Origin of the sequence: Polaribacter sp. BM10 (assembly GCF_002005425.1) — a bacterium.
Lineage (GTDB): Bacteria > Bacteroidota > Bacteroidia > Flavobacteriales > Flavobacteriaceae > Polaribacter > Polaribacter marinaquae.
On sequence record NZ_CP019704.1, the window covers coordinates 2,993,938 to 3,017,082 of the forward strand.

Below are 23,145 nucleotides of genomic sequence, written 5' to 3' on the forward strand. Positions count from 1 at the left end.
AATAAAAAGAATACAAAATAAGCTAAAAGCCAAAAGCTAATAGCAAAGAGCTGATAAAAAATGAAAGTACTAAAAATAGCAACAGCAGGAAGTGTAGATGATGGTAAAAGTACCTTAATTGGTAGAATTTTATACGATACAAAATCATTAACAGATGATAAGTTAGAAGCTATAGAAGAAAAAAGTAGACAAAGAGGTTTCGATTATTTAGACTTTTCTTTAGCTACAGATGGTTTGGTTGCAGAACGCGAACAAGGTATTACAATAGATGTTGCACATATTTATTTTTCTACACCAAGTAAAAGTTTCATTATTGCAGATACACCAGGTCATATAGAATACACAAGAAATATGGTTACTGGTGCTTCTACAGCACAAGCTTCTATCGTTTTAATTGATGCTAGAAACGGAGTTGTAGAACAAACATATAGACATTTTTTTATCAATAATTTATTAAGGATTAAAGATGTTGTAATTGCTGTTAATAAAATGGATTTAGTTGATTTTTCTGAAGAAAAATACAACATAATAAAAGGAGAAATTGAGTATTTAGCAAGTAAAAGTGAGTACAAAGGTCAGAATTTAACGTTCATTCCTTTATCAGCTTTAAAAGGAGATAATGTTGTTGATAAATCTGATAATATGCCTTGGTATAAAGGAGAAACTTTAATGCATCATTTAGAAAATTTAGATGCTTCTGCTATTAATGATGCTTCTCAAACTCGTTTTCCGGTTCAAACTGTCATCAGGCCTAAAACCGAAGAGTACCATGATTTTAGAGGATATGCAGGTAAAATTTATGGTGGAGATTTAGAAGTTGGAGATGAAATTACTGTTTTACCTTCTCAAACAAAATCAAAAATTAAATCAATTAACTTTTTCGATAAAGAATATCAATTAGCAAAAAGAGGAAGTTCTGTAACACTAACTTTAGAAGACAATGTTAATGTAAGTAGAGGAGATATGTTGGTAAAATCGAAAGAAGAACCAAAAATTTCAAAACAGTTAGAGGCTACTGTTTGTTGGATGGATAATCAATCTTTACAACCATCACAAAAATATTATATTAAACACGGTGTAAATGATGCTCAGGTAAAAATAACTCAATTATCAAGTATCATTAAAACCGATTTTTCTGGTATAGAAGAAAATCCTTCAGAATTAAAACTAAATCAAATAGGAGATATTCACCTAAAATTAAGCAAACCATTAACATACGATTCTTTTAAAGATAACAAATCAAATGGATCATTTATTTTGATTAATCCTAAAACCAACAACACAGTTGGTGTCGGATTCATAAAATAAAAGTTATTAATTTATTTAAAAAATATAGTAGGATTCGTGCTTTTATAAACCTACTAATCCTATAGGTAAAAAAGAAATAATAAATAAAATTCTTACACCCAAGTAAGAGTTCCTCTTTTAAATAAGAGGTTAGTTTGGGCATATTATGAGAAGTTTTGAAACAGAAATAGAAAATCCGATTGTAGAAAAAGATATTATAGAATTAGCAGATAAGATTGCTGCATTCAAAAATCTACAAATAGATGAAGAAAAATTTAGAAGTCTTAGATTAGCTAGAGGTGTTTACGGCCAAAGACAGCAAGGTGTTCAAATGATTCGTATTAAGGTGCCTTATGGTAAACTTAAAACAAATCAATTAAATAGAATTGCAGCTGTTTCTGATGAATATTCAAGAGGTAGATTACATATTACTACTCGTCAAGATATACAAATTCACTATGTAGATTTAGACAGAACACCAGAATTGTGGGCAGAATTAGAAAGAGATGATGTAACTTTAAGAGAGGCTTGTGGTAATGTTGTTAGAAATGTAACGGCATCAGAAACTGCAGGAATCGATGTAAACGAGCCTTTTGATGTATCGCCTTATGCAGACGCTCTTTATAAATTCTTTTTGCGAAATCCAATTTGTCAAGAAATGGGACGTAAATTTAAGGTTTCTTTTTCTTCTACGGATGAAGATACGGGTTTGTCTTATATGCACGATTTAGGGTTTATTGCTAAGATTCAAAACGGTATTAGAGGTTTTAAAGTAATGGTTGGTGGTGGTTTAGGTTCGCAACCTAGACACGCAGATGTTTTATATGAGTTTTTACCATCAGATAAAATAATACCTGTAATGGAGGGTGTTTTAAGAGTTTTTGATCGTTATGGAGAACGTAAAAGTAGAGCCAAAGCAAGAATGAAATTTTTGTTAAAAGATATTGGTTTAGAGTCTTTTAGAGAATTAATAGCAACAGAACAAGAAGCAATAGAGTTTAAAACTGTTGCCATAAATGCAGATGCTTATGTTGCTTCAACTCCTGTTTCTGTTGATGTTCCTCTGGTTAAAATTAAAAACGAAGAAGCATTTGAGTTATGGAAAACGACAAACTTAATTCCGCAAAAACAAAAAGGATTTGTAGCAATAGGAATTAAAGTTTTATTAGGTGACTTTTATACAGATAAAGCACGTTTATTAGCAGATTTAGTAGATAATTATGCTGCTGGCGAAGTACGATTAACTTTACGTCAGAATATTGTAATTCCGTTTGTAAAAGAAGAATTAGTGCCTTTTTTCTATCAAGAATTAGACAAATTAGGTTTTGCAGAAGCAGGTTATAACAAAGCAGTAGATATTACGGCTTGTCCTGGTACAGATACTTGTAATTTAGGGATTGCAAGTAGTACAGGGATTTCAAAAGAATTAGAAAGAGTAATTACTGCAGAATATCCTCAGTACTTAGAAAACCAAGATTTAGTAATTAAAATTAGTGGTTGTATGAATGCTTGTGGGCAGCATAATATGGCAAACATTGGTTTTCAAGGAATGACCGTAAGAACAAAAGATAAATTAATAGCACCAGCTTTACAAGTTCTTTTAGGAGGAGGTAATTTAGGTGACGGAAATGCTCTTTTTGCCGACAAAGTTGTAAAAGTACCAAGTAGAAGGGGGCCGGAAGCGTTGCGTAGAATTTTAAATGATTTTGAAGCAAATGCCAACGGAAAACAATTTGTAGATTATTACAAAGAAAAAGGAGAAAAGTATTTTTATAATTTTTTACATGATTTACAAGATGTTACTAATTTAACCCAAGAAGATTTTATCGATTGGGGTGAAGAAGAAAAATATGTAAAAGCAATTGGTATAGGCGAGTGTGCTGGTGTTGTTATCGATTTAATAGCTACTTTATTTTTAGAAAGTGAAGAGAAAATTGAAAATGCTAAAGAATCTTATAAAAATGAGATTTATTCTGGGGCCATATATTATGCATATCAATCTTTAGTAAATACTGCTAAAGCAATGTTATTGGCAGAAAGTAAAAAGACCAACACCCACGCAGGAATTATAAAGCAGTTTGATGAGTTGTTTGTGGGGTCTGGTAAAATTGAGTTAAACACATCTTTTAGTGAGTTAATTTATCAAATTAATAGAAATGCACCATCTAAAGAGTTTTGTCTGAAATATATAAATGATTCTGAAATTTTATTAAAAAAAGTTAGAGATTTTAGAGTTTTATCTAATAATTTATCTGAAAGTGTAAGTTAAAATGATGAGTCAAAAAATTCCGAAATTAACAGTTGTGGGGGCAGGTCCCGGAGATGTAGATTTAATTACATTAAAAGCTATTAAGGTTCTAAAATCTGCAGATGTAGTATTGTATGACGCCTTGGTAAATGAAGAGTTGTTAGATTATATTAACCCAAATGCAGAACAAATTTTTGTAGGTAAAAGAAGGGGTTGTTATAGGTATCAACAAGAACAAATTAATGACTTAATTGTAGCGAGAGCAAAATCTCATGGGCACGTGGTTCGTTTAAAAGGTGGTGATCCTTTTATTTTTGGTCGTGGTGCAGAAGAGATGGAATATGTAGCAAATTATGGAATAGAAACTGCAATGGTGCCTGGTATTTCATCTTCATTAGCGGTGCCAGCATATCAAAATATTCCTTTAACAAAACGTGGTAGTTCAGAAAGTTTTTGGGTTATTACAGGTACTACAAAAGAGCATAAATTATCTAATGATGTTGCATTAGCAGCAAAATCAAATGCTACAGTAGTGGTTTTAATGGGGATGGGTAAATTACCAGAAATAATTACATTGTTTCAACAAGAAAATAAAAATAATTTACCTGTAGCAATCATTCAAAACGGTACAAGAACTAACGAAAAAGTTGGTATTGGAACTGTTGATACAATTGTAGAGATTGTAGAGAAAAACGAATTGAGTAATCCTGCAATTATTATTTTAGGTGAAGTTGTAAACCACAGAGCAATTTTATCAGAAGTTAAGCAAGAGTACTCTAGAGTTTTAATGCAATAATATATGCTGATGGAAAGAAATAATTTATATCCTATTTTTTTAAAAACTAAAAATTTAGAGGTTTTAATTGTAGGTGGTGGTTTTGTGGCAGAAGAGAAGCTTACATTTTTGCTAAAATCTAGTCCTGATGCAAATGTTACCATGGTTTCGCCAATGTTTAGATCAGGTACAATTTCTTTAGCAAAAACCGGAAATGTAAAGTTAATTAAGAAAAAATATAGCAGGCGGTATTTAAAAAAGAAACATATAGTTGTTGCAACTACAGATATTCCTGCAATAAATGAAATCGTTTACAAACATTGTAGAAAACGAAGTATTTTGGTTAATGTAGCAGATAATCCGCCTTTTTGCGATTTTTATATGGGCGGAATTGTAACTAAAGGAAACGTAAAAGTTGCAATTTCTACTAACGGAAAATCACCAACAACAGCTAAGAGGTTACGACAGTTTTTTGAAGAAGTTATTCCAGAAAACATAGATGATTTAGTAAAGAATTTAAATGAGTACAGAAAAACTATCAAAGGAGACTTTGAGGAAAAAGTAGAAAAGCTAAACGAATTCACAAAAAGTTTAGTAGAAAAATAAAATAGCTATTAACCTTTAGCTTTTGTAATAAGCAAAAGGCCAAAAGCGAAAAGTCAAAAGCAAACAATTATGATTACAACAGATATATTAATTATTGGCGCAGGACCAACAGGTTTATTTACAGTTTTTGAAGCAGGTTTATTAAAATTAAAATGCCATTTAATTGATGCTTTGCCACAACCAGGAGGTCAGTGTTCAGAAATTTATCCAAAGAAACCTATTTATGATATTCCTGCTTATCCAGAAATTTTAGCAGGAGATTTAACAACTAAACTATTAGAACAAACCAAACAGTTTGAACCAGGATTTACCTTAGGAGAAAGAGCAGAAACAATAGACAAACAAGACGATGGGACTTTTATTGTAACAACCAATAAAGGAACAAAACATCATGCTAAAATAGTTGCAATTGCAGGTGGTTTAGGATCTTTTGAGCCTAGAAAACCAAAAATTGATAATTTAGAAAGTTTTGAAGATAAAGGTGTTGAGTATATTATAAAAGAACCAGAATTATACAGAGACAAAAAAGTTGTAATTTCTGGTGGAGGAGATTCTGCTTTAGATTGGGCAATTTTCTTGTCTGATGTAGCATCAGAAGTAACTTTAATTCATAGAAGAAACGAGTTTAGAGGTGCTTTAGATTCTGTAGAAAAAGCACAAGAATTAAAAAACTTAGGCAAAATTAATATTATTACACCTGCAGAAGTTAAAGGCATTATTGGTAAAGATAAAGTAACAGGTGTTGCTGTAGAAAAGAAAGGCGAAGATGCTTTTATAATTGATACAGAGCATTTTATGCCGTTATTTGGTTTGTCACCAAAATTAGGGCCAATTGGTAATTGGGGATTAGAAATTGAAAAAAATGCTATTAAGGTTAACAATGCGTTAGATTATCAAACTAATATTCCGGGTATTTATGCAATCGGAGACGTAAATACATATCCGGGTAAATTAAAATTAATTTTATGTGGCTTTCACGAAGCAACTTTAATGTGTCAAAGTGCCTACAAAAGAATTTTTCCAGATAAAAAATATGTAATGAAATATACTACTGTTGGTGGGGTAGATGGTTTTGACGGAACAAGAAAAGAGGCGCCAAAAGCTGTTGTAAAAGCAATAGAGTAGTCGGTTATCTGTTAGGTTTCCGTAACTTTGCAGACAATATTATTAAAAGTGAAGCAGATGCAAGACATCAACATAAAAATTACAGATAGAAATGGCGTAACACATGATGTAGTTGCACCAACAGATATGGCAATGAACTTAATGGAAGTTGTTCGTTCCTACGAGTTAGCAGAAGAAGGTACAATTGGTATTTGTGGTGGCATGGCAATGTGTGCATCTTGTCAATGTTACGTAAATTCTGAACATGATTTGCCAGAAATGACAGATGACGAAGATGCAATGTTGGCAGAAGCTTTTAATGTAGAAGACAATAGTAGGTTGGGTTGTCAAATACAAATTACGCCAGAAATAGACGGTTTAGAAGTAGAATTGGCTCCAGAATCTTAATTTATATATATGAATGAGGTTTCTGCAAATATAAAAGAACAAAACTATAGCATGTGTTTAAGAGATGCTGTAGAGGTTTTTACAAAAGAATTAATTAATTGCTTATTTGATAGTAATTATAATAGTATTAATGGTGAAGCTACTAAAAATAAATTCTTAAAAATCTTAGAGAGGTTATCTATTGAAAATGAGGCATGTTTTTGGTTAGATTTCGAAAAATCTCTTAAAGAAATCAGAAGAAAATTAGATTTAGATGCATTAGCGGCTTTAAATAGTGATCCTGCAGCAAAGAGTTTAAGAGAAATATATTTAGCTTATCCTGGTTTTTATGCAATTGCAGTGTATAGATTAAGCAATCAATTATTAAAACAAAAAATACCCGTTTTACCGAGAATGATGAGTGAATTTGCTCATAGCACAACAGGTACAGATATTCACCCAGGAGCACAAATTGGCGATTCTTTTTTTATTGATCATGCAACAGGTATAGTTATCGGAGAAACAACGGTTATAAAAAACAATGTTAAAATATTTCAAGGTGTAACTTTAGGAGGAATTCAAGTTAAAAAAAGCATGGCTTCTACCAAAAGACACCCAACAATAGAAAATAATGTAGTTATTTATGCAAATGCTACAATTTTAGGCGGAGATGTTGTTATAGGAGAAAATTCTGTTATTGGTGCAAATGTTTGTGTAACAGAAACTATTTTAGAAAATTCTGTTGTAACTGTGCAATCAGAAAATAAAATTTTTCAAAGAAATTAATTAAATGAAAACAAAAAGTATCATAGATTTTGTAGGTAATACACCATTAGTAGAAGCGCAAAATATTTTTAAAAAAGACGGTGTAAAGCTACTTTTAAAATTAGAAGGTAACAACCCAGGCGGAAGTGTAAAAGATAGAGCAGCTTATAATATGATTTCTGAAGCTTTAAGAAGAAAAAATATTAAGAAAGGAGACACTTTAGTAGAGGCAACAAGCGGTAATACCGGAATAGCATTGGCTCTTATGGCTAAAGTTTTAGGTGTAAATATGGTATTAGTTTTGCCGGAAAACTCAACAGTAGAAAGAGTAAAAACGATGCGTGCATATGGTGCTAAAGTTATTTTAACTCCTGCAGATTTAGGTATTGAAGGGTCTAGAGATTATGCTTTAAAATTAAAATATAAAAAAGGATATTTTAGATTGAATCAGTTTGATAATACAGATAATTCTAAAGCGCATTATAAAACAACGGGGCCAGAGATTTGGAGAGATACAGAAGGAGAGGTAACACATTTTGTTGCTGCTATGGGAACTACAGGAACTATAATGGGAGTTTCTGATTATCTAAAAGAGCAAAATAAAGAAATTCAAATAGTTGGTGCTCAACCTGTAGATGGTGCAAAAATACCAGGAATTAGAAAATGGCCACAAGAATATTTACCTGCAATTTTTACAAGATCTAAAGTTGATGAAGTAATAGAAGTAAGTGAAGAAGAAGCTAAGGCGATGACACAAAGATTAGCTTCCGAAGAAGGAATTTTTGCAGGTATGAGTAGTGGAGGATCTATAGCAACTGCTATAAAAGTTGCAGAAAAATTAGAAAAAGGAGTAGTAGTTGCAATTGTCTGTGATAGAGGGGATCGATATTTATCTTCAACTTTATTCGAAAAAGACTAACAAATATTTAAGTAACTTTTGTTATTTATAAGAATTATAAAAGCAAAAGTTATTTAAATTTTTAATATAATAATTCTACAAATAAATAAATAATGCGTTTATTTGTAGCTCAGTTCATAAACTTATTAATTACGTTATCACGAAAGGTAGAGGGATTAGACCCGATGAAGCCTTGGCAACCTCTCATTTTTATGAGAAAGGTGCTACATTCTACAAGTTTTTTCTAAACTTGACAGATAACAGCAAAGAATTTTACCTTTCCTGATGACATATATTGATAAAAACATCAAAAAATGTCAGAGATATACAAAGCTTTACAAGAACGAATTTTAGTTTTAGATGGTGCAATGGGCACAATGCTACAAGCTTATAAATTTACAGAAGAAGATTTTAGAGGAGAACGTTTTAAAGACTATCCTAGTCCGCTTCAGGGTAATAACGATCTATTGTCTATAACTCAGCCAGAAGCTATAAAAACCATTCACGCAAAATATTTTGAAGCTGGTGCAGATATTATAGAAACCAATACTTTTTCTGGTACTACAATTGCAATGGCAGATTATCAAATGGAAAATTTAGTGTACGAGCTAAATTATCAATCTGCAAAAATTGCGAAAGAAGTTGCAAATCAATTTACAGCAAAAGAACCACATAAACCTCGTTTTGTTGCAGGTTCTATAGGGCCAACAAACAGAACTGCAAGTATGTCTCCAGATGTTAATGACCCTGGTTTTAGAGCAGTAACTTTCGATCAATTAAGAATTGCTTATAAACAACAAGTAGAAGCCTTATTAGATGGTGGTGCAGATATTTTATTAGTAGAAACCGTTTTTGATACGTTAAATGCAAAAGCAGCCTTATTTGCTATAGAAGAAGTAAAAGCTGCTCGAAATATAGAAATTCCGACCATGTTAAGTGGTACAATAACAGATGCATCAGGTAGAACTTTATCTGGGCAAACTGCAGAAGCTTTTTTAATTTCTGTGTCTCACATTCCGTTGTTATCTGTAGGATTTAATTGTGCCTTAGGTGCCAATTTATTGCAACCACATTTAGAGGCAATAGCAAATAAAACAGACTTTGCAATATCTGCACATCCAAATGCAGGTTTACCAAATGCTTTTGGAGAGTATGATGAAACTCCTGAAGAAATGGGAGAACAAATAGAAGAGTATTTAAAAAAAGATTTGATAAATATTATTGGTGGTTGTTGTGGGACATCTCCAGAACACATAAAAGTAATATCAAATTTAGCTTCAAAATATAAGCCACGTAAACTTTAATAAAGGTAGCCTAATGAAGATAAAACAAACAAAATATATGAAATTGTCTGGTTTAGAACCTTTAATTCTAAATGAAAACAGCAATTTTATAAATGTAGGAGAACGAACCAACGTTGCGGGATCACGCAAGTTTTTAAGACTTATTAAAGAAGAGAAATTTGATGAAGCTTTAGATATTGCAAGACATCAAGTAGACGGTGGTGCGCAGATTGTAGATATTAATATGGATGATGGTTTGATAGATGGAAAAGAAGCCATGGTTCGTTTTTTGAATTTAATAGCTGCAGAACCAGATATTTGTAGAGTTCCTATGATGATTGATAGTTCTAAATGGGAAATTATTGAAGCCGGTTTACAAGTTGTACAAGGAAAATGCGTTGTAAATTCTATTTCTTTAAAAGAAGGAGAAGAAAAGTTTATTTGGGAAGCAACTCAGATAAAGAGGTACGGAGCCGCAGTAATTGTAATGGCTTTTGATGAAGTTGGACAAGCAGACAATTACGAAAGACGTATAGAAATAGCCAAACGCTCTTATGATATTTTAGTAAACAAAGTTGGTTTTGCATCCGAAGATATAATTTTCGATTTAAATATTTTTCCTGTGGCAACAGGTATGGGTGAACATCGAAAAAATGCTATTGATTTTATAGAAGCAACGCGTTGGGTGCGTCAGAATTTAGAAAACGTTTCTGTAAGTGGAGGAGTAAGTAATGTGTCGTTTTCTTTTAGAGGAAATAATACTGTTAGAGAAGCAATGCACTCTGTTTTCTTGTATTATGCGATACAAGCAGGTATGAATATGGGCATTGTTAACCCAGCAATGTTAGAAGTGTATGATGATATTCCGAAAGATTTATTAGAACATATAGAAGACGTAATTTTAGATAGAAGAGAAGATGCTACCGAACGTTTATTAGATTTTGCAGAAACTGTAAAAGGAACCAAAAAAGAAAAAACTGTCGATTTATCTTGGAGAGAAAACCCTTTACAAGATAGAATTACGCATGCTTTAGTTAAAGGAATTGACGCATTTATTATTGAAGATGTAGAAGAAGCTAGACAACAAGCAGAAAAACCAATTGAAGTTATTGAAGGAAATTTGATGATTGGTATGAATGTAGTTGGAGATTTATTTGGTGCAGGAAAAATGTTTTTACCACAAGTTGTAAAATCTGCTCGGGTTATGAAAAAAGCGGTCGGTTATCTAAATCCTTTTATAGAAGCAGAAAAAGGCGAAGAACAAAAAGCATTAGGTAAAATATTAATGGCAACAGTAAAAGGAGATGTTCATGATATTGGTAAAAATATTGTTTCTGTTGTTTTAGGCTGTAACAATTACGAGATTGTAGATTTAGGAGTTATGGTTCCGCCAGAAAAAATTATTGAAGCTGCAAAAAGAGAAAATGTAGATGCAATTGGTTTAAGCGGATTGATTACTCCGTCGTTAGACGAAATGGTGTATTTAGCTAAAGAAATGGAACGTCAAAATTTTAAATTACCGTTATTGATTGGTGGTGCAACAACTTCTAAAGCGCATACAGCAGTTAAGATAGATACACAATATAAAAACGCTGTGGTTCATGTAAATGATGCTTCTAGAGCAGTAACTGTTGTTGGAGATTTGCTGAATAAAAAAACCAATAACGATTATGTAGCAAAACTAAAGAAAGATTATGATGAGTTTAGAACCAAGTTTTTAAAACGAGGTAAAGAGAAATCATATATTTCTATAAAAGAAGCTCGTAAATGTAAATACAAAATTGATTGGCAAACTACTGAAATTGTAAAGCCAAAAGAATTAGGAATTCAGACTTTAGAACAGCTAAGTTTAAAAGAATTAGTGCCTTTTATAGATTGGAGTCCGTTTTTTAGAAGTTGGGATTTACATGGTAAATTTCCTGATATTTTAACAGATGAGGTTGTAGGCGAGCAAGCAACAATAATGTACAAAGAAGCAAATGTTATGATCAATGAAATTATAGCAAATCAATCTTTAAAACCGAAAGCAATTTTTGGTTTGTTCGAAGCAAATACTATTAACGAAGATGATATTTCTTTACATAAAAAAGGGGGAGAAGAATTTGTTTTTAGAACTTTAAGACAGCAGTTAAAGAAAAGAGAAGGTATACCAAACCATGCTTTAGCAGATTTTATTGCACCAAAAGAATCTGGTAAAAAAGATTTTATGGGTGCTTTTTGTGTCGGAATTTTTGGGGCACAAGAATTGGCAGAAAGTTATAAAGCTAAAGAAGATGATTATAATGCAATTATGGCGCAAGCAATTGCAGATCGTTTTGCTGAGGCTTTTGCAGAATATTTGCACAAACAAATTAGAACAAAACATTGGGGATATGCTCTTGATGAAAAATTGTCTAATGATGATTTAATTAAAGAAAATTACAAAGGTATTCGTCCGGCGCCAGGTTATCCTGCTTGCCCAGATCATTTAGAAAAAGAAACAATTTGGAACTTACTTAATGTAGAAGAACAAATAGGTGTTAAACTTACAGAAAGTTTGGCAATGTGGCCTGCAGCTGCTGTTTCTGGTTATTATTTTGCAAATAAAGAAGCTAAATATTTTGGTTTGGGTAAAATAACAGACGATCAAGTTACAGATTATGCAAAACGTAAAGGAATTTCGATACGAAAAGCTAGAAAATGGTTGCATCCAAATTTAGCAGAAGAGTAAGCCTGCGTTAGCGATTGTAGTGACATCCTTTTTTGAGGAACGAGAAAAAGATATAACGAAAAGCGCGACCTGAAAGGAAACGCCCAAAAGAAATAATTAATTAACAATTAATTTTATTTAAACTAACAACTAATAAAAGAAGAAATAAGAGTTTTGCAGTAAATATTAAAAAAATGAAAAAACATAGAATAGAAATAGTTTTCTTTCTAAGGCTTTTAACATTAACTGTAACTGCATTAACAATAGCTTATTTCATCTAGATTACTGAATAAATTCAGGAACGATGAAGATTACAGATCATATTAAAAAAGCCAACGGAAAAACATTATTTTCATTTGAAATTATTCCGCCAAAAAAAGGAAATAATATTCAAGAATTATACAACAATATAGATCCTTTAATGGAGTTTAAACCCCCGTTTATAGACGTAACAACTTCTAGAGAAGAATACGTTTATATAGATAAAGGTAACGGTTTGTTAGATAGAAAAATTACAAGAATGCGACCAGGTACAGTTGGTATTTGTGCTGCAATTAAACATAAATATGATGTAGATACTGTGCCACATGTGCTTTGTGGTGGCTTTAGTAAAGAGGAAACAGAGTATGTTTTGGTAGATTGCCATTATCTTGGTATTGATAATGTTATGGCGTTAAGAGGAGACGCGATGAGCCATCAAAAGTATTTTGAACCAAATAAAGACGGAAATCATTATGCGAAAGATTTGGTTTCTCAAATTCAGGATTTAAACTGCGGAAAATATTTACACGAGGTTGTAGAGGCGTCTAATAAATCTGACTTTTGTATTGGTGTTGCAGGATATCCAGAGAAACATTTAGAATCACCATCTTTACAAACCGATTTAAAACGATTAAAAGAAAAGGTTGATGCTGGGGCAGATTATGTTGTAACTCAAATGTTTTTTGATAATCAGAAATATTTTGAATTTGTTGCAGCAGCCAAAAATGCAGGTATAAATGTGCCTATTATACCAGGAATTAAACCCATTGCAGTTAAACGTCACTTACAGTTATTGCCACAAGTTTTTAAAATTGATTTACCAGAGCCTTTAATTACTGCTGTAGAAGATTGTAGTAATAACAAAGCTGTTAGACAAGTTGGTATTGAGTGGGCAATACAGCAATCTAAAGAATTGTTAGCTGCAGGTGTACCTGTTTTACATTATTATTCTATGGGAAAAAGTGATAATGTACAAGCTATTGCTACTGAACTTTTTTAAAGTTTTAAAATTTTTATATCTTTAAAAGGTGCTAGTTTTAGATGAAGAATTATTAATTTTTTATTTGAAATGGCTTGATTTATAACATAATCTATATTTGTAAGCATAAAGACTATTGATAGACTAATAGTAAAAAGTAATTTTTTTGAAATATAGAAAGTAAATTTTTTGTTTACTTTTGCAGTACAAAATTAGAAATAAGAACTTTTAAAATATAAAAAAATGGCATTAGAAATAACAGACGCAAATTTTGAAGAGGTAGTATTAAAATCTGATAAACCAGTATTAGTAGATTTTTGGGCTGCTTGGTGTGGACCTTGTAGAATGGTTGGGCCAATTGTAGATGAAATTCATACTGAATATGACGGTAAAGCTGTTGTAGGTAAAGTAGATGTAGATGCAAACCAAGAATTTGCAGCTAAATATGGTGTTAGAAATATACCAACAGTTTTAATATTTAAAAACGGAGAAGTTGTAGATAAGCAAGTAGGTGTTGCCCCTAAAAACGTTTACACAGGTAAAATTGATGCTGCTATATAAGTAGTATTAACATATTAAATAAGATAAAGGTTTGGCTAACGTCAAACCTTTTTTTATTTTGGTAGTATGGTAAATTCATCCGAAGTTAAATCATCAGAAATAAAAAACTTAGACATTCTTGCAAGACAAGTTGTAGAGGGGTTTATAACAGGTATTCATAAAAGTCCTTTTCATGGGTTTTCTGTAGAATTCTCTGAGCATAAATTATATAATAAAGGAGAAAGTACAAGACATATAGATTGGAAGTTATTTGCTAAAACCGAAAAATTATACACCAAAAAATATGAAGAAGAAACAAATTTAAGATGTCATATTATTATTGATAATTCTGCTTCTATGCATTATCCTGTCGTAAAAAAACAGACTATAAATACTTTAAACAAAGTTGGCTTTTCTGCAATTGCCGCTGCTGCTTTAATGGAGATTCTTAAGAGGCAAAGAGATGCGGTTGGTTTAAGTATATATTCTGATGTTTATGAATATTATGCGCCAGAGAAAGGAAGTGATCGACATCGAAAAATGCTTTTACATCAATTAGAGCAATTACTAACAACTACTTCTAAAAATGCTACTGAAACTTATAAATTTCTTCATGAAATTGCAGAAAAGATTCATAGAAGATCTTTAATTTTTGTTTTTACAGATATGTTTCAGCCAAATAAACAGAATGATTCTTTATTTGAAGCACTAAAACATCTAAAATATAATAAACATGAGGTTGTTTTGTTTCATACTTATGATCAAAAAACTGAATTTGATTTTAATTTCGATAATTCTCCAAAAAAATTTATTGATATAGAAACTGGTCAAGAAATTAATGTTTTTGCAGAAAATGTTCAGGAAAAATACCAGGAATTAGTAAATGAGTATTTTAAAAATCTAAAAAACAAATGTTTACAGTATAAGATAGATTATGTTCTTGTAGATATTAATAAAGGTTTTAATGATGTTTTAACTGCTTATTTAATCAGTAGAAAAAAAAATATTTAATTTTTTTAAAAAAATGCTTGCAGATATTAAAAACTGTGTTATATTTGCAACCGCTAAGAGCAACGGTCTGGTAGTTCAGCTGGTTAGAATACCTGCCTGTCACGCAGGGGGTCGCGGGTTCGAGTCCCGTCCAGACCGCAAAAAGCATCTCAATTTTGAGATGCTTTTTTCATTTTATAATATTTTGTAAATTTTACCCTAACCAACCTTCTCTGTCTAAACTTCGATATTGTATTGCTTCGGCAATATGATCTGGTGCTATTTCTTCAGTATTGGCTAAATCTGCAATTGTTCTAGAAACTTTCAAGATTCTATCGTAAGCTCTGGCAGATAAATTTAATTTTTCCATAGCAGTTTTTAAAAGGGTTTTACTTTCTTGAGAAAGTTTACAAAATTGTCTTATTTGTTTCACGTTCATTTGAGCGTTGTAATGAATGTTCTCAAAATCTTTAAATCTTTTAGATTGTAATTCTCTAGATGCGGTTACTCGCTTTCTAATCTCTACAGAAGATTCGCCTTTTCTTTCTTCTGATAATTTATCAAAAGGAACAGGTGTAACTTCTATATGAATGTCTATTCTATCTAATAATGGACCAGAAATTTTACTTAAATATCGTTGCATTTCTTGTGGAGTAGAAGTCATGGGTGAGTTAGGGTCGTTAAAAAAACCACTCGGACTAGGATTCATGCTAGCTACTAACATAAAACTACAAGGATAAGTTACTGTAAATTTAGCTCTAGAAATGGTAACATCTCTATCTTCTAGTGGTTGACGCATAACCTCTAAAACATCTCTTTTAAATTCTGGTAATTCATCTAAAAAAAGAACACCATTATGAGAAAGAGAAATTTCTCCTGGTCTTGGATATTGGCCACCACCTACTAATGCAACATTTGAAATTGTATGATGTGGGCTTCTAAATGGTCTTTGGTATAAAAGACCTTCATTTTTAGTTTTACCCACTACAGAATGTATTTTAGTGGTTTCTAGTGCTTCATGCAATGTCATTGGTGGTAAGATAGAAGGTAATCGTTTTGCAAGCATTGTTTTTCCAGATCCTGGTGGTCCAATTAGAATAATGTTATGGCCACCAGCGGCTGCAATTTCCATACATCGTTTTATGGATTCTTGTCCTTTTACATCCGAAAAATCAAACTCTGGAAAATCGATATTTTTGTAAAACTCTGCGCGCGTATCTACAACTGTAGGTTCAATTTTTTTATCATCATTAAAATGATTGATAACTTCAAGTATGTTCTCTACCCCTAAAACTTCTAAATTATCTACTATTGCTGCTTCTTTTGCGTTTTCTTTCGGAAGAATTAAGTACTTATAACCTTCTTCTCTTGCTTTTATAGCAATAGGTAATGCTCCTCTTATGGGTTGTAAACTTCCGTCTAGAGAAAGTTCTCCCATAATTATGTATTCGTTTATGTTTGGTGATTTTATTTGATTAGAGGCGGCAAGAATACCTACAGCTAATGTTAAATCATAAGCAGCTCCTTCTTTACGAATATCCGCAGGAGCCATGTTTATAATGATTTTTTTACCAGGAAGTTTGTAGTTGTTGTTATTTAACGCGGCTGAAATTCGGTAAGAACTTTCTCTAACAGCGTTGTCTGGCAAACCTACTAAATGGTAGCCAATACCTTTGTCTATATTTACTTCTACGGTAATTGTAGTTGCCTCAATACCGAAAACGGCTGAGCCATAAACTTTTACAAGCATACTTTTTTCTTTAAATATAAAGAAAAAAAGTATGCTTTAGTTTTTTATTTATGCAGAGTTTCGACTTGCGTTAATATTTCCGAATAAAGAACGCATCACCATTTTCTCATATATTTTTAATTTTTCTGAGTTTCCATCAGAATTTTGAAGTTCTTGAATTTGTTTTAAAGCAAATTGCTGAATTGTAAGAAGTGGTAAAACAATCTGTTCTCTAATTTCTATAGAGGCTTTTCCTACTGGAAAGTTTTCCATTAAATCTTTGTGACCAGTAAGTTTTAAAAGTAGCCTTTTAGTTGTTTTGTATTCTTCGTAAATAAGTTTCCAGAAATCACCAAATTCTTTATCGTTAGCCATGTATGCTGTTAATTCGAAAAATGATTTTGTTAAACTCATCATACTGTTTTCTAGCAAGGTTTTAAAGAAGTCAGATTCATTGTAAAATGCAATTACTTCATCAAATCTATCTGCATCTTCATATTTCTTTAAAGCAGTTCCTACTCCAAAAAATCCTGGTACGTTTTGTTTTAACTGGCTCCAGCTTCCAACAAAAGGAATTGCTCTAAGAGCAGAGAAGTCTAATTTATCTGAGCCACCACGTTTACTAGGTCTACTACCAATGTTAGTTTTAGCATAGTATTTTAACGTACTCATTTTTTCTAAATACGGTAAAAACTGCGCATGATTTTTAAAGTCGACATAAGTTTGGTAGCTGGTAGCTGCCATGTCTTCAATTAATTCTCTATTTTTTTCGTTTAACTGATCTTTTGTAAAAATATCATTTTTAATACCAGAACTTAATAATTGCTCTAAGTTGTATTGTGCAGAATTTTCTGTACCAAAATTAGAACTAATCGTTTGACCTTGTATTGTGAGTTGAATTTCTTTATCTTCTATTGTTGGTCCTAAAGATGCGTAAAATTGGTGTGTTTTTCCTCCACCACGAGCAGGAGGTCCTCCACGTCCGTCAAAGAATATTACTTCAATATCAAATTCTCTAGAAACTTTTGTTAATGCTTCTTTTGCTTTAAAAATTCCCCAATTTGCCATTAAATATCCACCATCTTTAGTTCCATCAGAAAAACCTAACATTATAGTTTGTTTGTTTTTTCTCTTTTCTAAATGATATCTATACGTTCTATTACTATACAATTTACGCATTACTTCTTCTGCATTTTGTAAATCTTCTACTGTTTCAAAAAGCGGTATAACATCTACAGGTAATTCGTTTTCAAAGCCACAAAGGTTAAGCATTGCAAATGTTTCCATAACATTTAGTGCGGTTTGATTGTTACTTATAATGTAACGGTTTGCACCTCTTTCTCCGTTTCTTTTTTGAATTTCTTTTAAAGCATAAATAGATTCTATTGTACTTACAGAAGTTTCATCGCTTAAAGATTTTGGATCGATGCTTCCTTTAACAACAGATAAAATTTCTATTTGTTCATCTTCTGGTAAATGTTCGTAGTTTTTAGGAAAAGTAGTATCGCCAGTTTCTTGTAAATCTTTAACAATTTGAGTAAAAGCTTTATGATGCACTCTACTGTCTTGTCTAATATCTAAAGTTGCAAAATGGAAACCAAAAATTCTAACTTTATTAATAAAATCATCTAATTCTTCTATAAATAAAGATTGATGTTTTGTTTCTACAATTTTTCTTGCCTCTGCAAGTTCTTGTAATAATATGCCTTGAGAAAAGTTTACTTTGCTATAACTTCTTACAACGTGTTTGTAAAGTCTTTTCTCGATCTTAGTTAAAATCTCTTGAACGCCATCAAAGGTAAAACGTCTTTTAAGTTTTCTAACATCTCTATAATAACTTCTTAAAACAGATTGTCTTAACCTTTCTGCAACGTCTAAAGTTATTTGGGTTGTTACAAATGGGTTACCATCTCTATCACCACCAGGCCAAAAACCAAGATCTATAATTTCGTTATCCATCGGATTTCCGTCATAGATATTGTTTTGAATGTAGTTGTATATTTTACTTACAGAATGGTAAAAGACATTTTCTAAATACCAAATTAAACTTACAGCTTCATCAAAAGGTGTTGGTTTCGATTTTTTATAAAAAGGCGTTTTACCTAATTGTGCTAAAAGTTTTTTAATTAAAAGCAAGTCATCATTTTGAATTGCTTTGTCTAAATCTGTAATAATACCTAAAACAGAACCTGGGTAAAATTGTGTTGGATGCGCAGTTAAAACAACTCGAACTTTAAATTCTTCTAAATAAGCTTTTAAAGCTTCTTTCTTTTCACCTAAAATGGCAGTTTCTTTAGAGTTTCTTAGCGTACCCACTCCATCCATATTATTAACAACAGGAAAAGCGGCGTCTTCTATAGCATCAAACAATACAACTTGTCTTTCTATATATTGTATAAAACGAAATAATAAATCTGTTTTTTCTTTTTCTGAAGGATTTTCTTGGTATTTGCTAAAAAAAGCATCTACAATTTCTGTAGGATTTTTACCTTCTTGAAAACCTTTTTTACATAACTCATTAAACAATGGCAATAGAACACCGGTATTATTTATGGTGTCGAATGGCAAAGTCATAAAAATACTGTTGTAAATTTGATATTTAGACAATACGTTTTCGTTAAAACGAGCTAGCTTAGGTAATCCTGACATATTCTATTAATTTTATAGAGTAAATCTACAAAAAAGCAAGGTTTCAGAACTTAGGTTTTTACTAATAATTAACAAAAAAATTACGAAAACGATATAAATTTTATGTTTTTTTGATGAATATAGAATTTATTGTTTATTCAAGAAATAAGGCTGAATTCTATTCTCTATACATTGAAGATTCCATCTTGTTGGGTCGTTCTTGTATCTAAAACCCTTTAAATAGTAGTTGTTTTGATAATTGTTGTAATCATCATAAATTAATTCTGATGGCTTTTTATCAATATTTAGAAAATTGATAGCCATTATGTTGTTTTCGATATCTTCTACATTAAGTGTTACAAAATCAAAAGAATTTAAGTTTAATTTAGAATTAAGTTTATAATAACTATTTGGGTTGTTGCTAAAACTATTAATTGTATAAATACTTGTTGGTGCTTTTGTTACTTTGATATCTTTATCTTGAGAAAAGATAAGATTGCTGATTAGCATAAATATTGTTAAAAAGAAAAGTTTTGATTTCATAATTAAAATGTTAGTTGTCAAAATAATAGCATCAATATGTACACCAAATTCTAATTTTTAAAATTATAAATTCCTTTTTCTAACCAATTTTTATACGTTTCTATGTCTGTATATTGCTGTGGTGAGTTTAAAATTTCTAAATCGGCATTCATCAAAATATAATAAGGTTGCGACGCGTTTTTAAAATTTAAAACCTGAAATGTAGACCATTTATCACCGTAAGTTTTAATCTTTTTTATTTTACCGTTAGCTTTTTTAAAACTGAATTGATCTGCTTCTGGCAACTTCTTTTCATTATCATCTACATACAACGAAATTAGAATATAATCTTCTTTTAAAATACTATAAATTGATGGATCGCTCCATACGTTTTCTTCCATTTTACGGCAATTTACACATGCCCAACCTGTAAAATCTAATAAAATAGGTTTGTTTGTTTCTTGCGCAGCCTTTAAACCTTCATCAAAATCTTTATAACAATCTAAACCTAAAGGACAATCTGATTCTTGCTGATAAATACTGTAAAATTGAGGCGGAGGAAAACCACTTAAAGCGCTTAAATTCCAAGTAGGATTTTTAAATGTTCCCGGAACTAAATAGATCACAAAAGCAAAAACTAAGACTCCAAAAGAAATTCTAAAAAAAGACAATTTTTTAAGAGGAGAATCGTGTGGGAATTTAATTTTACCAAATAGATAAAGTGCTAAACCAATAAAAATAGCAATCCAAATTCCTATAAAAATTTCACGTTTTAAAATTTCCCAATGGCCAACTAAATCAGAATTTGATAAAAATTTAAAAGCAAAAGCCAATTCTAAAAAACCAAGAATAACTTTGGTTGTATTTAACCAACCGCCAGATTTAGGCAAGGCGTTTAACAAGTTAGGAAACAATGCAAATAAAGCAAAAGGTAAAGCCAAAGCGAGTCCGAAACCAGTCATACCAGCAGAAAGCTGAAAAGCAGGATTGCCAACTGTACCTAAAGAACCCGCTAACAAAGAACCTAAAATTGGACCAGTACAAGAAAATGAAACAATAGCTAAAGTTAAAGCCATAAAGAAAATGCCAATAAAACCACCAATGTTGGATGCATCATCCATTTTATTTCCCCAAGAGCTTGGTAACGTTATTTCATAAAAACCAAAAAATGATAAAGAGAAAAACACCAAAATGATAAAAAAGAAGATGTTTAACCAGATATTGGTTGAAATTGTATTTAAAATACTTGGGTCTAAGCCATCAATTAAGTGAAAAGGGACACTTAAAAGCATGTAAATTATCACGATAAACAATCCGTATAAAATTGCGTTAAAAATACCTTTACTTTTACTTTGAGATTGTTTTGTAAAAAATGATACTGTTAAAGGAATCATAGGGAAAACACAAGGTGTTAAAAGTGCTAATAAACCACCAATAAAACCTAAAAGAAATATGTTCATTAAAGAACTACCATCGCTATTGTCTAATGTAGTATCTGTTTTAAGTAGTTCTGTGTTTTTTAAATTTAATTTTAACTTTTTGGTTAATTTTCTGCTTTTTTCATCTAAAATAATTTCCTCTTTTTCTAGAGTTTTACCATTTAAAGAAAACGAGAAAGAATCTTCTATTTGTATACAAGCTTGTTTACAAACTTGCCCGTAAATTTCTAAAGTTATATTATCAATACTTGTATCTTCAATTAAAACACGTTGCGTAATGGTAGCTTTATTTTTGAAGAAAATTTCTTCTTTTTCCCAAACTTCAGAATATTCTTTAGTTGTTTCACTTTCTTTCGCTTTGCCAACTAATTTATATCCTTTTTTACCTTCTGGAATTACAATTTCTAAAGCTTGTGATGCATCTTCTGGATTGTATTGCGAATATAAATGCCAATCTTTTAAGATTTTTGCAGTAAAAACAGCATCGTATTCTGTATCAGAGATTTTCTGTATTGATGTTTGCCAAACTAAAGGATTATCTTCTGTTTGTGCATTTGCAAAAACAGTAAAACATAATGTAAGCAGTAAAAATAGTTTTTTCATTTTTCGGTAAATCTCTTATTTTAGAGATGATTAAAAGGTTTTGTATCAATAATAGATATTAATATTTAATTTTTAAAAATACATAAACCTTTTATAAAAGGCTAATTTTTATAAGAGAAGCATTGTTAGAAAATGTTAAAAATCTGTTGTCTTGTCTTTTACCAATTATCCAAATAATTTCATCGGAACTATTACACAAAAGCCAAGTGTTGTTTTTTTCTAATAAAGACATTTTTTCGTCTTTAAAATACTTACTCAGTTTCTTTTTTCCTTGCATTCCTGCCGGATAAAAATAGTCGCCATTTTGCCATTTTCTTACAACTAAAGGAAATTGTAAATGTTCTTTAGAAACGTAAATTGTATTTTTATTTTTTGTTGATTTTTCTGCCAAATGCTCTAAAGCTAAATGAACAGGTTCTAAAATTTCAGCATCCTTTTCATTAATCTTAAAAGTCTTTTGTTCTGAGGTTGAAAAATCTCTTTCAGACAAAATTAAAAATTCTCTATCTTTTAATAAAGCGTGTGTTTTAGAAAAAACTTGTTTACCAGATTGCGCTTTTAGCAAGTTGTAAACATCGTTAAATTCAGTAAAATTATAATTTTCTAAAAGTTGATATAAATAAGCTTTTGGGTTTTTTAATTGCTGAATTTTACCAATATTGATTTTAAATGACTTCTTATCATCTAAATATTCGATAACATCTTTAGAAATAATTTCAATTCTATCTTTAATAATTTCTTTACTCTCTTGTAAATTTGCTACAGTTTTAGAAAATGTTGCTAATATATTCGGGTTTATTTCCTTTAAAACCGGTAAAACTTGATGCCTTATTTTATTACGAACATATTTTGTAGAAGCGTTGCTTTTATCTTCTCGCCAAGAAATATTATTAAAGGTAGCAAAGTTTAGGATTTCATCTCTAGAAAACTGTAAAAACGGACGAACGATAGAATTATTTATTTCTGGAATTCCTGTAAATCCATCTAAACCAGAGCCTCGCGTTAAATTAATTAGAAAAGTTTCTAAATTATCATCTGCATGATGGGCAGTTAACACATAATCGAAATTGTGTTTGTTACTTAATTCTTTAAACCAATTATATCTAAGATTTCTCGCGGTAATTTGTGTAGATTCTTTATTTTGTTGTGCTATTTTTTCTGTTTCAAAAGAAATGCTGTGGTAGTCAATTTGTAATTTTTTGGCTAGGTTTTTTACAAATTCTTCATCTAAATCACTTTCTAAATTTCTTAATTTAAAATTGCAATGCGCTAAAGAAATGTTAAAATTTAATGTTGCTAATAAATGGGTTAATACAACAGAATCTATGCCGCCAGAAATGGCAATCAATAGCTTTTTATCCTTTAAAAAAGGAAGTTTACTATTTATATGATTAGATAATTTTTGAAGCATA

At 30.9% G+C, this 23,145-nt stretch carries 18 protein-coding genes, 1 tRNA gene and 1 riboswitch; of the genes, 14 read left to right on the top strand and 5 right to left on the bottom strand.

Annotated features, from left to right (window positions below; translation table 11 throughout):
* The first annotated feature begins 60 nt into the window (after nucleotides 1-60).
* The 14 genes from BXQ17_RS13150 (at nucleotide 61) to BXQ17_RS13215 (ending at nucleotide 14,971) form a co-directional block, all read left to right on the top strand.
* Nucleotides 61-1,308 (top strand): sulfate adenylyltransferase subunit 1, encoded by a 1,248-nt coding sequence (locus tag BXQ17_RS13150; protein ID WP_077811083.1) that lies wholly within the window; start codon nucleotides 61-63, stop codon nucleotides 1,306-1,308.
* 145 nt (nucleotides 1,309-1,453) lie between these two features.
* Nucleotides 1,454-3,556 carry a HEPN domain-containing protein gene (locus BXQ17_RS13155; RefSeq protein WP_077811084.1) on the top strand — a complete coding sequence of 701 codons (2,103 nt, stop codon included), beginning with the start codon at nucleotides 1,454-1,456 and terminating at the stop codon, nucleotides 3,554-3,556.
* Nucleotides 3,557-3,560: 4 nt separating this feature from the next.
* On the top strand, nucleotides 3,561-4,331 hold the full coding sequence (cobA, locus tag BXQ17_RS13160; protein ID WP_077811425.1) for a uroporphyrinogen-III C-methyltransferase: 771 nt from the start codon (nucleotides 3,561-3,563) through the stop codon (nucleotides 4,329-4,331).
* Between the two features lie 9 nt (nucleotides 4,332-4,340).
* Nucleotides 4,341-4,916: a bifunctional precorrin-2 dehydrogenase/sirohydrochlorin ferrochelatase gene (locus BXQ17_RS13165; RefSeq protein ID WP_077811085.1), complete on the top strand. Its 576-nt coding sequence runs from the start codon at nucleotides 4,341-4,343 to the stop codon at nucleotides 4,914-4,916.
* 69 nt (nucleotides 4,917-4,985) lie between these two features.
* Nucleotides 4,986-6,041, top strand: a complete 1,056-nt coding sequence (locus BXQ17_RS13170) for an NAD(P)/FAD-dependent oxidoreductase (RefSeq protein ID WP_077811086.1) — start codon at nucleotides 4,986-4,988, stop codon at nucleotides 6,039-6,041.
* Between the two features lie 57 nt (nucleotides 6,042-6,098).
* Nucleotides 6,099-6,428 carry a 2Fe-2S iron-sulfur cluster-binding protein gene (locus BXQ17_RS13175; RefSeq protein ID WP_077811087.1) on the top strand — a complete coding sequence of 110 codons (330 nt, stop codon included), beginning with the start codon at nucleotides 6,099-6,101 and terminating at the stop codon, nucleotides 6,426-6,428.
* Nucleotides 6,429-6,437: 9 nt separating this feature from the next.
* Entirely contained in the window at nucleotides 6,438-7,193 is a 756-nt protein-coding gene (gene epsC, locus BXQ17_RS13180; RefSeq protein WP_077811088.1) for a serine O-acetyltransferase EpsC, read from the top strand.
* Nucleotides 7,194-7,197: 4 nt separating this feature from the next.
* Nucleotides 7,198-8,091, top strand: coding sequence for a cysteine synthase CysM (cysM, locus tag BXQ17_RS13185; RefSeq protein ID WP_077811089.1), 894 nt, complete (start codon nucleotides 7,198-7,200; stop codon nucleotides 8,089-8,091).
* Between the two features lie 131 nt (nucleotides 8,092-8,222).
* A riboswitch (SAM riboswitch) is annotated at nucleotides 8,223-8,334 on the top strand.
* A gap of 50 nt (nucleotides 8,335-8,384) precedes the next feature.
* Complete coding sequence (locus BXQ17_RS13190; protein ID WP_077811090.1) at nucleotides 8,385-9,374, top strand: homocysteine S-methyltransferase family protein; 990 nt, start codon at nucleotides 8,385-8,387, stop codon at nucleotides 9,372-9,374.
* Between the two features lie 13 nt (nucleotides 9,375-9,387).
* Nucleotides 9,388-12,063 (top strand): methionine synthase, encoded by a 2,676-nt coding sequence (gene metH, locus BXQ17_RS13195; RefSeq protein WP_077811091.1) that lies wholly within the window; start codon nucleotides 9,388-9,390, stop codon nucleotides 12,061-12,063.
* A 283-nt stretch (nucleotides 12,064-12,346) separates the two neighbouring features.
* Nucleotides 12,347-13,303 (top strand): methylenetetrahydrofolate reductase [NAD(P)H], encoded by a 957-nt coding sequence (metF, locus tag BXQ17_RS13200; RefSeq protein ID WP_077811092.1) that lies wholly within the window; start codon nucleotides 12,347-12,349, stop codon nucleotides 13,301-13,303.
* Nucleotides 13,304-13,525: 222 nt separating this feature from the next.
* Nucleotides 13,526-13,843 (top strand): thioredoxin, encoded by a 318-nt coding sequence (gene trxA / locus BXQ17_RS13205; protein ID WP_036783166.1) that lies wholly within the window; start codon nucleotides 13,526-13,528, stop codon nucleotides 13,841-13,843.
* A gap of 66 nt (nucleotides 13,844-13,909) precedes the next feature.
* Complete coding sequence (locus tag BXQ17_RS13210; RefSeq protein ID WP_077811093.1) at nucleotides 13,910-14,833, top strand: DUF58 domain-containing protein; 924 nt, start codon at nucleotides 13,910-13,912, stop codon at nucleotides 14,831-14,833.
* Between the two features lie 64 nt (nucleotides 14,834-14,897).
* Nucleotides 14,898-14,971, top strand: a tRNA-Asp gene (locus BXQ17_RS13215).
* 55 nt (nucleotides 14,972-15,026) lie between these two features.
* On the opposite strand, the gene BXQ17_RS13220 is transcribed toward BXQ17_RS13215, so the two are convergent.
* From BXQ17_RS13220 to tilS, 5 genes are all read right to left on the bottom strand, one after another.
* Nucleotides 15,027-16,562 (bottom strand): YifB family Mg chelatase-like AAA ATPase, encoded by a 1,536-nt coding sequence (locus tag BXQ17_RS13220; protein ID WP_077811094.1) that lies wholly within the window; start codon nucleotides 16,560-16,562, stop codon nucleotides 15,027-15,029.
* Between the two features lie 48 nt (nucleotides 16,563-16,610).
* Complete coding sequence (locus tag BXQ17_RS13225; protein WP_077811095.1) at nucleotides 16,611-19,190, bottom strand: phosphoenolpyruvate carboxylase; 2,580 nt, start codon at nucleotides 19,188-19,190, stop codon at nucleotides 16,611-16,613.
* 126 nt (nucleotides 19,191-19,316) lie between these two features.
* Complete coding sequence (locus BXQ17_RS13230; protein ID WP_077811096.1) at nucleotides 19,317-19,712, bottom strand: hypothetical protein; 396 nt, start codon at nucleotides 19,710-19,712, stop codon at nucleotides 19,317-19,319.
* A gap of 50 nt (nucleotides 19,713-19,762) precedes the next feature.
* Nucleotides 19,763-21,733 carry a protein-disulfide reductase DsbD gene (locus BXQ17_RS13235; protein WP_077811097.1) on the bottom strand — a complete coding sequence of 657 codons (1,971 nt, stop codon included), beginning with the start codon at nucleotides 21,731-21,733 and terminating at the stop codon, nucleotides 19,763-19,765.
* Nucleotides 21,734-21,824: 91 nt separating this feature from the next.
* On the bottom strand, nucleotides 21,825-23,144 hold the full coding sequence (gene tilS / locus BXQ17_RS13240) for a tRNA lysidine(34) synthetase TilS (RefSeq protein ID WP_077811098.1): 1,320 nt from the start codon (nucleotides 23,142-23,144) through the stop codon (nucleotides 21,825-21,827).
* Nucleotide 23,145 lies beyond the last annotated feature (1 nt).

Coding starts and splice junctions, on each gene's coding strand:
- BXQ17_RS13170 (WP_077811086.1), top strand. CDS start 4,986: ATGATTACAACAGATATATTAATTATTGGCGCAGGACCAACAGGTTTA.
- BXQ17_RS13225 (WP_077811095.1), bottom strand. CDS start 19,190: ATGTCAGGATTACCTAAGCTAGCTCGTTTTAACGAAAACGTATTGTCT.
- BXQ17_RS13175 (WP_077811087.1), top strand. CDS start 6,099: ATGCAAGACATCAACATAAAAATTACAGATAGAAATGGCGTAACACAT.
- BXQ17_RS13230 (WP_077811096.1), bottom strand. CDS start 19,712: ATGAAATCAAAACTTTTCTTTTTAACAATATTTATGCTAATCAGCAAT.
- BXQ17_RS13190 (WP_077811090.1), top strand. CDS start 8,385: ATGTCAGAGATATACAAAGCTTTACAAGAACGAATTTTAGTTTTAGAT.
- BXQ17_RS13220 (WP_077811094.1), bottom strand. CDS start 16,562: ATGCTTGTAAAAGTTTATGGCTCAGCCGTTTTCGGTATTGAGGCAACT.
- BXQ17_RS13165 (WP_077811085.1), top strand. CDS start 4,341: ATGGAAAGAAATAATTTATATCCTATTTTTTTAAAAACTAAAAATTTA.
- BXQ17_RS13155 (WP_077811084.1), top strand. CDS start 1,454: ATGAGAAGTTTTGAAACAGAAATAGAAAATCCGATTGTAGAAAAAGAT.
- cysM (WP_077811089.1), top strand. CDS start 7,198: ATGAAAACAAAAAGTATCATAGATTTTGTAGGTAATACACCATTAGTA.
- BXQ17_RS13150 (WP_077811083.1), top strand. CDS start 61: ATGAAAGTACTAAAAATAGCAACAGCAGGAAGTGTAGATGATGGTAAA.
- BXQ17_RS13210 (WP_077811093.1), top strand. CDS start 13,910: ATGGTAAATTCATCCGAAGTTAAATCATCAGAAATAAAAAACTTAGAC.
- epsC (WP_077811088.1), top strand. CDS start 6,438: ATGAATGAGGTTTCTGCAAATATAAAAGAACAAAACTATAGCATGTGT.
- metF (WP_077811092.1), top strand. CDS start 12,347: ATGAAGATTACAGATCATATTAAAAAAGCCAACGGAAAAACATTATTT.
- cobA (WP_077811425.1), top strand. CDS start 3,561: ATGAGTCAAAAAATTCCGAAATTAACAGTTGTGGGGGCAGGTCCCGGA.
- metH (WP_077811091.1), top strand. CDS start 9,388: ATGAAGATAAAACAAACAAAATATATGAAATTGTCTGGTTTAGAACCT.
- BXQ17_RS13235 (WP_077811097.1), bottom strand. CDS start 21,733: ATGAAAAAACTATTTTTACTGCTTACATTATGTTTTACTGTTTTTGCA.
- tilS (WP_077811098.1), bottom strand. CDS start 23,144: ATGCTTCAAAAATTATCTAATCATATAAATAGTAAACTTCCTTTTTTA.
- trxA (WP_036783166.1), top strand. CDS start 13,526: ATGGCATTAGAAATAACAGACGCAAATTTTGAAGAGGTAGTATTAAAA.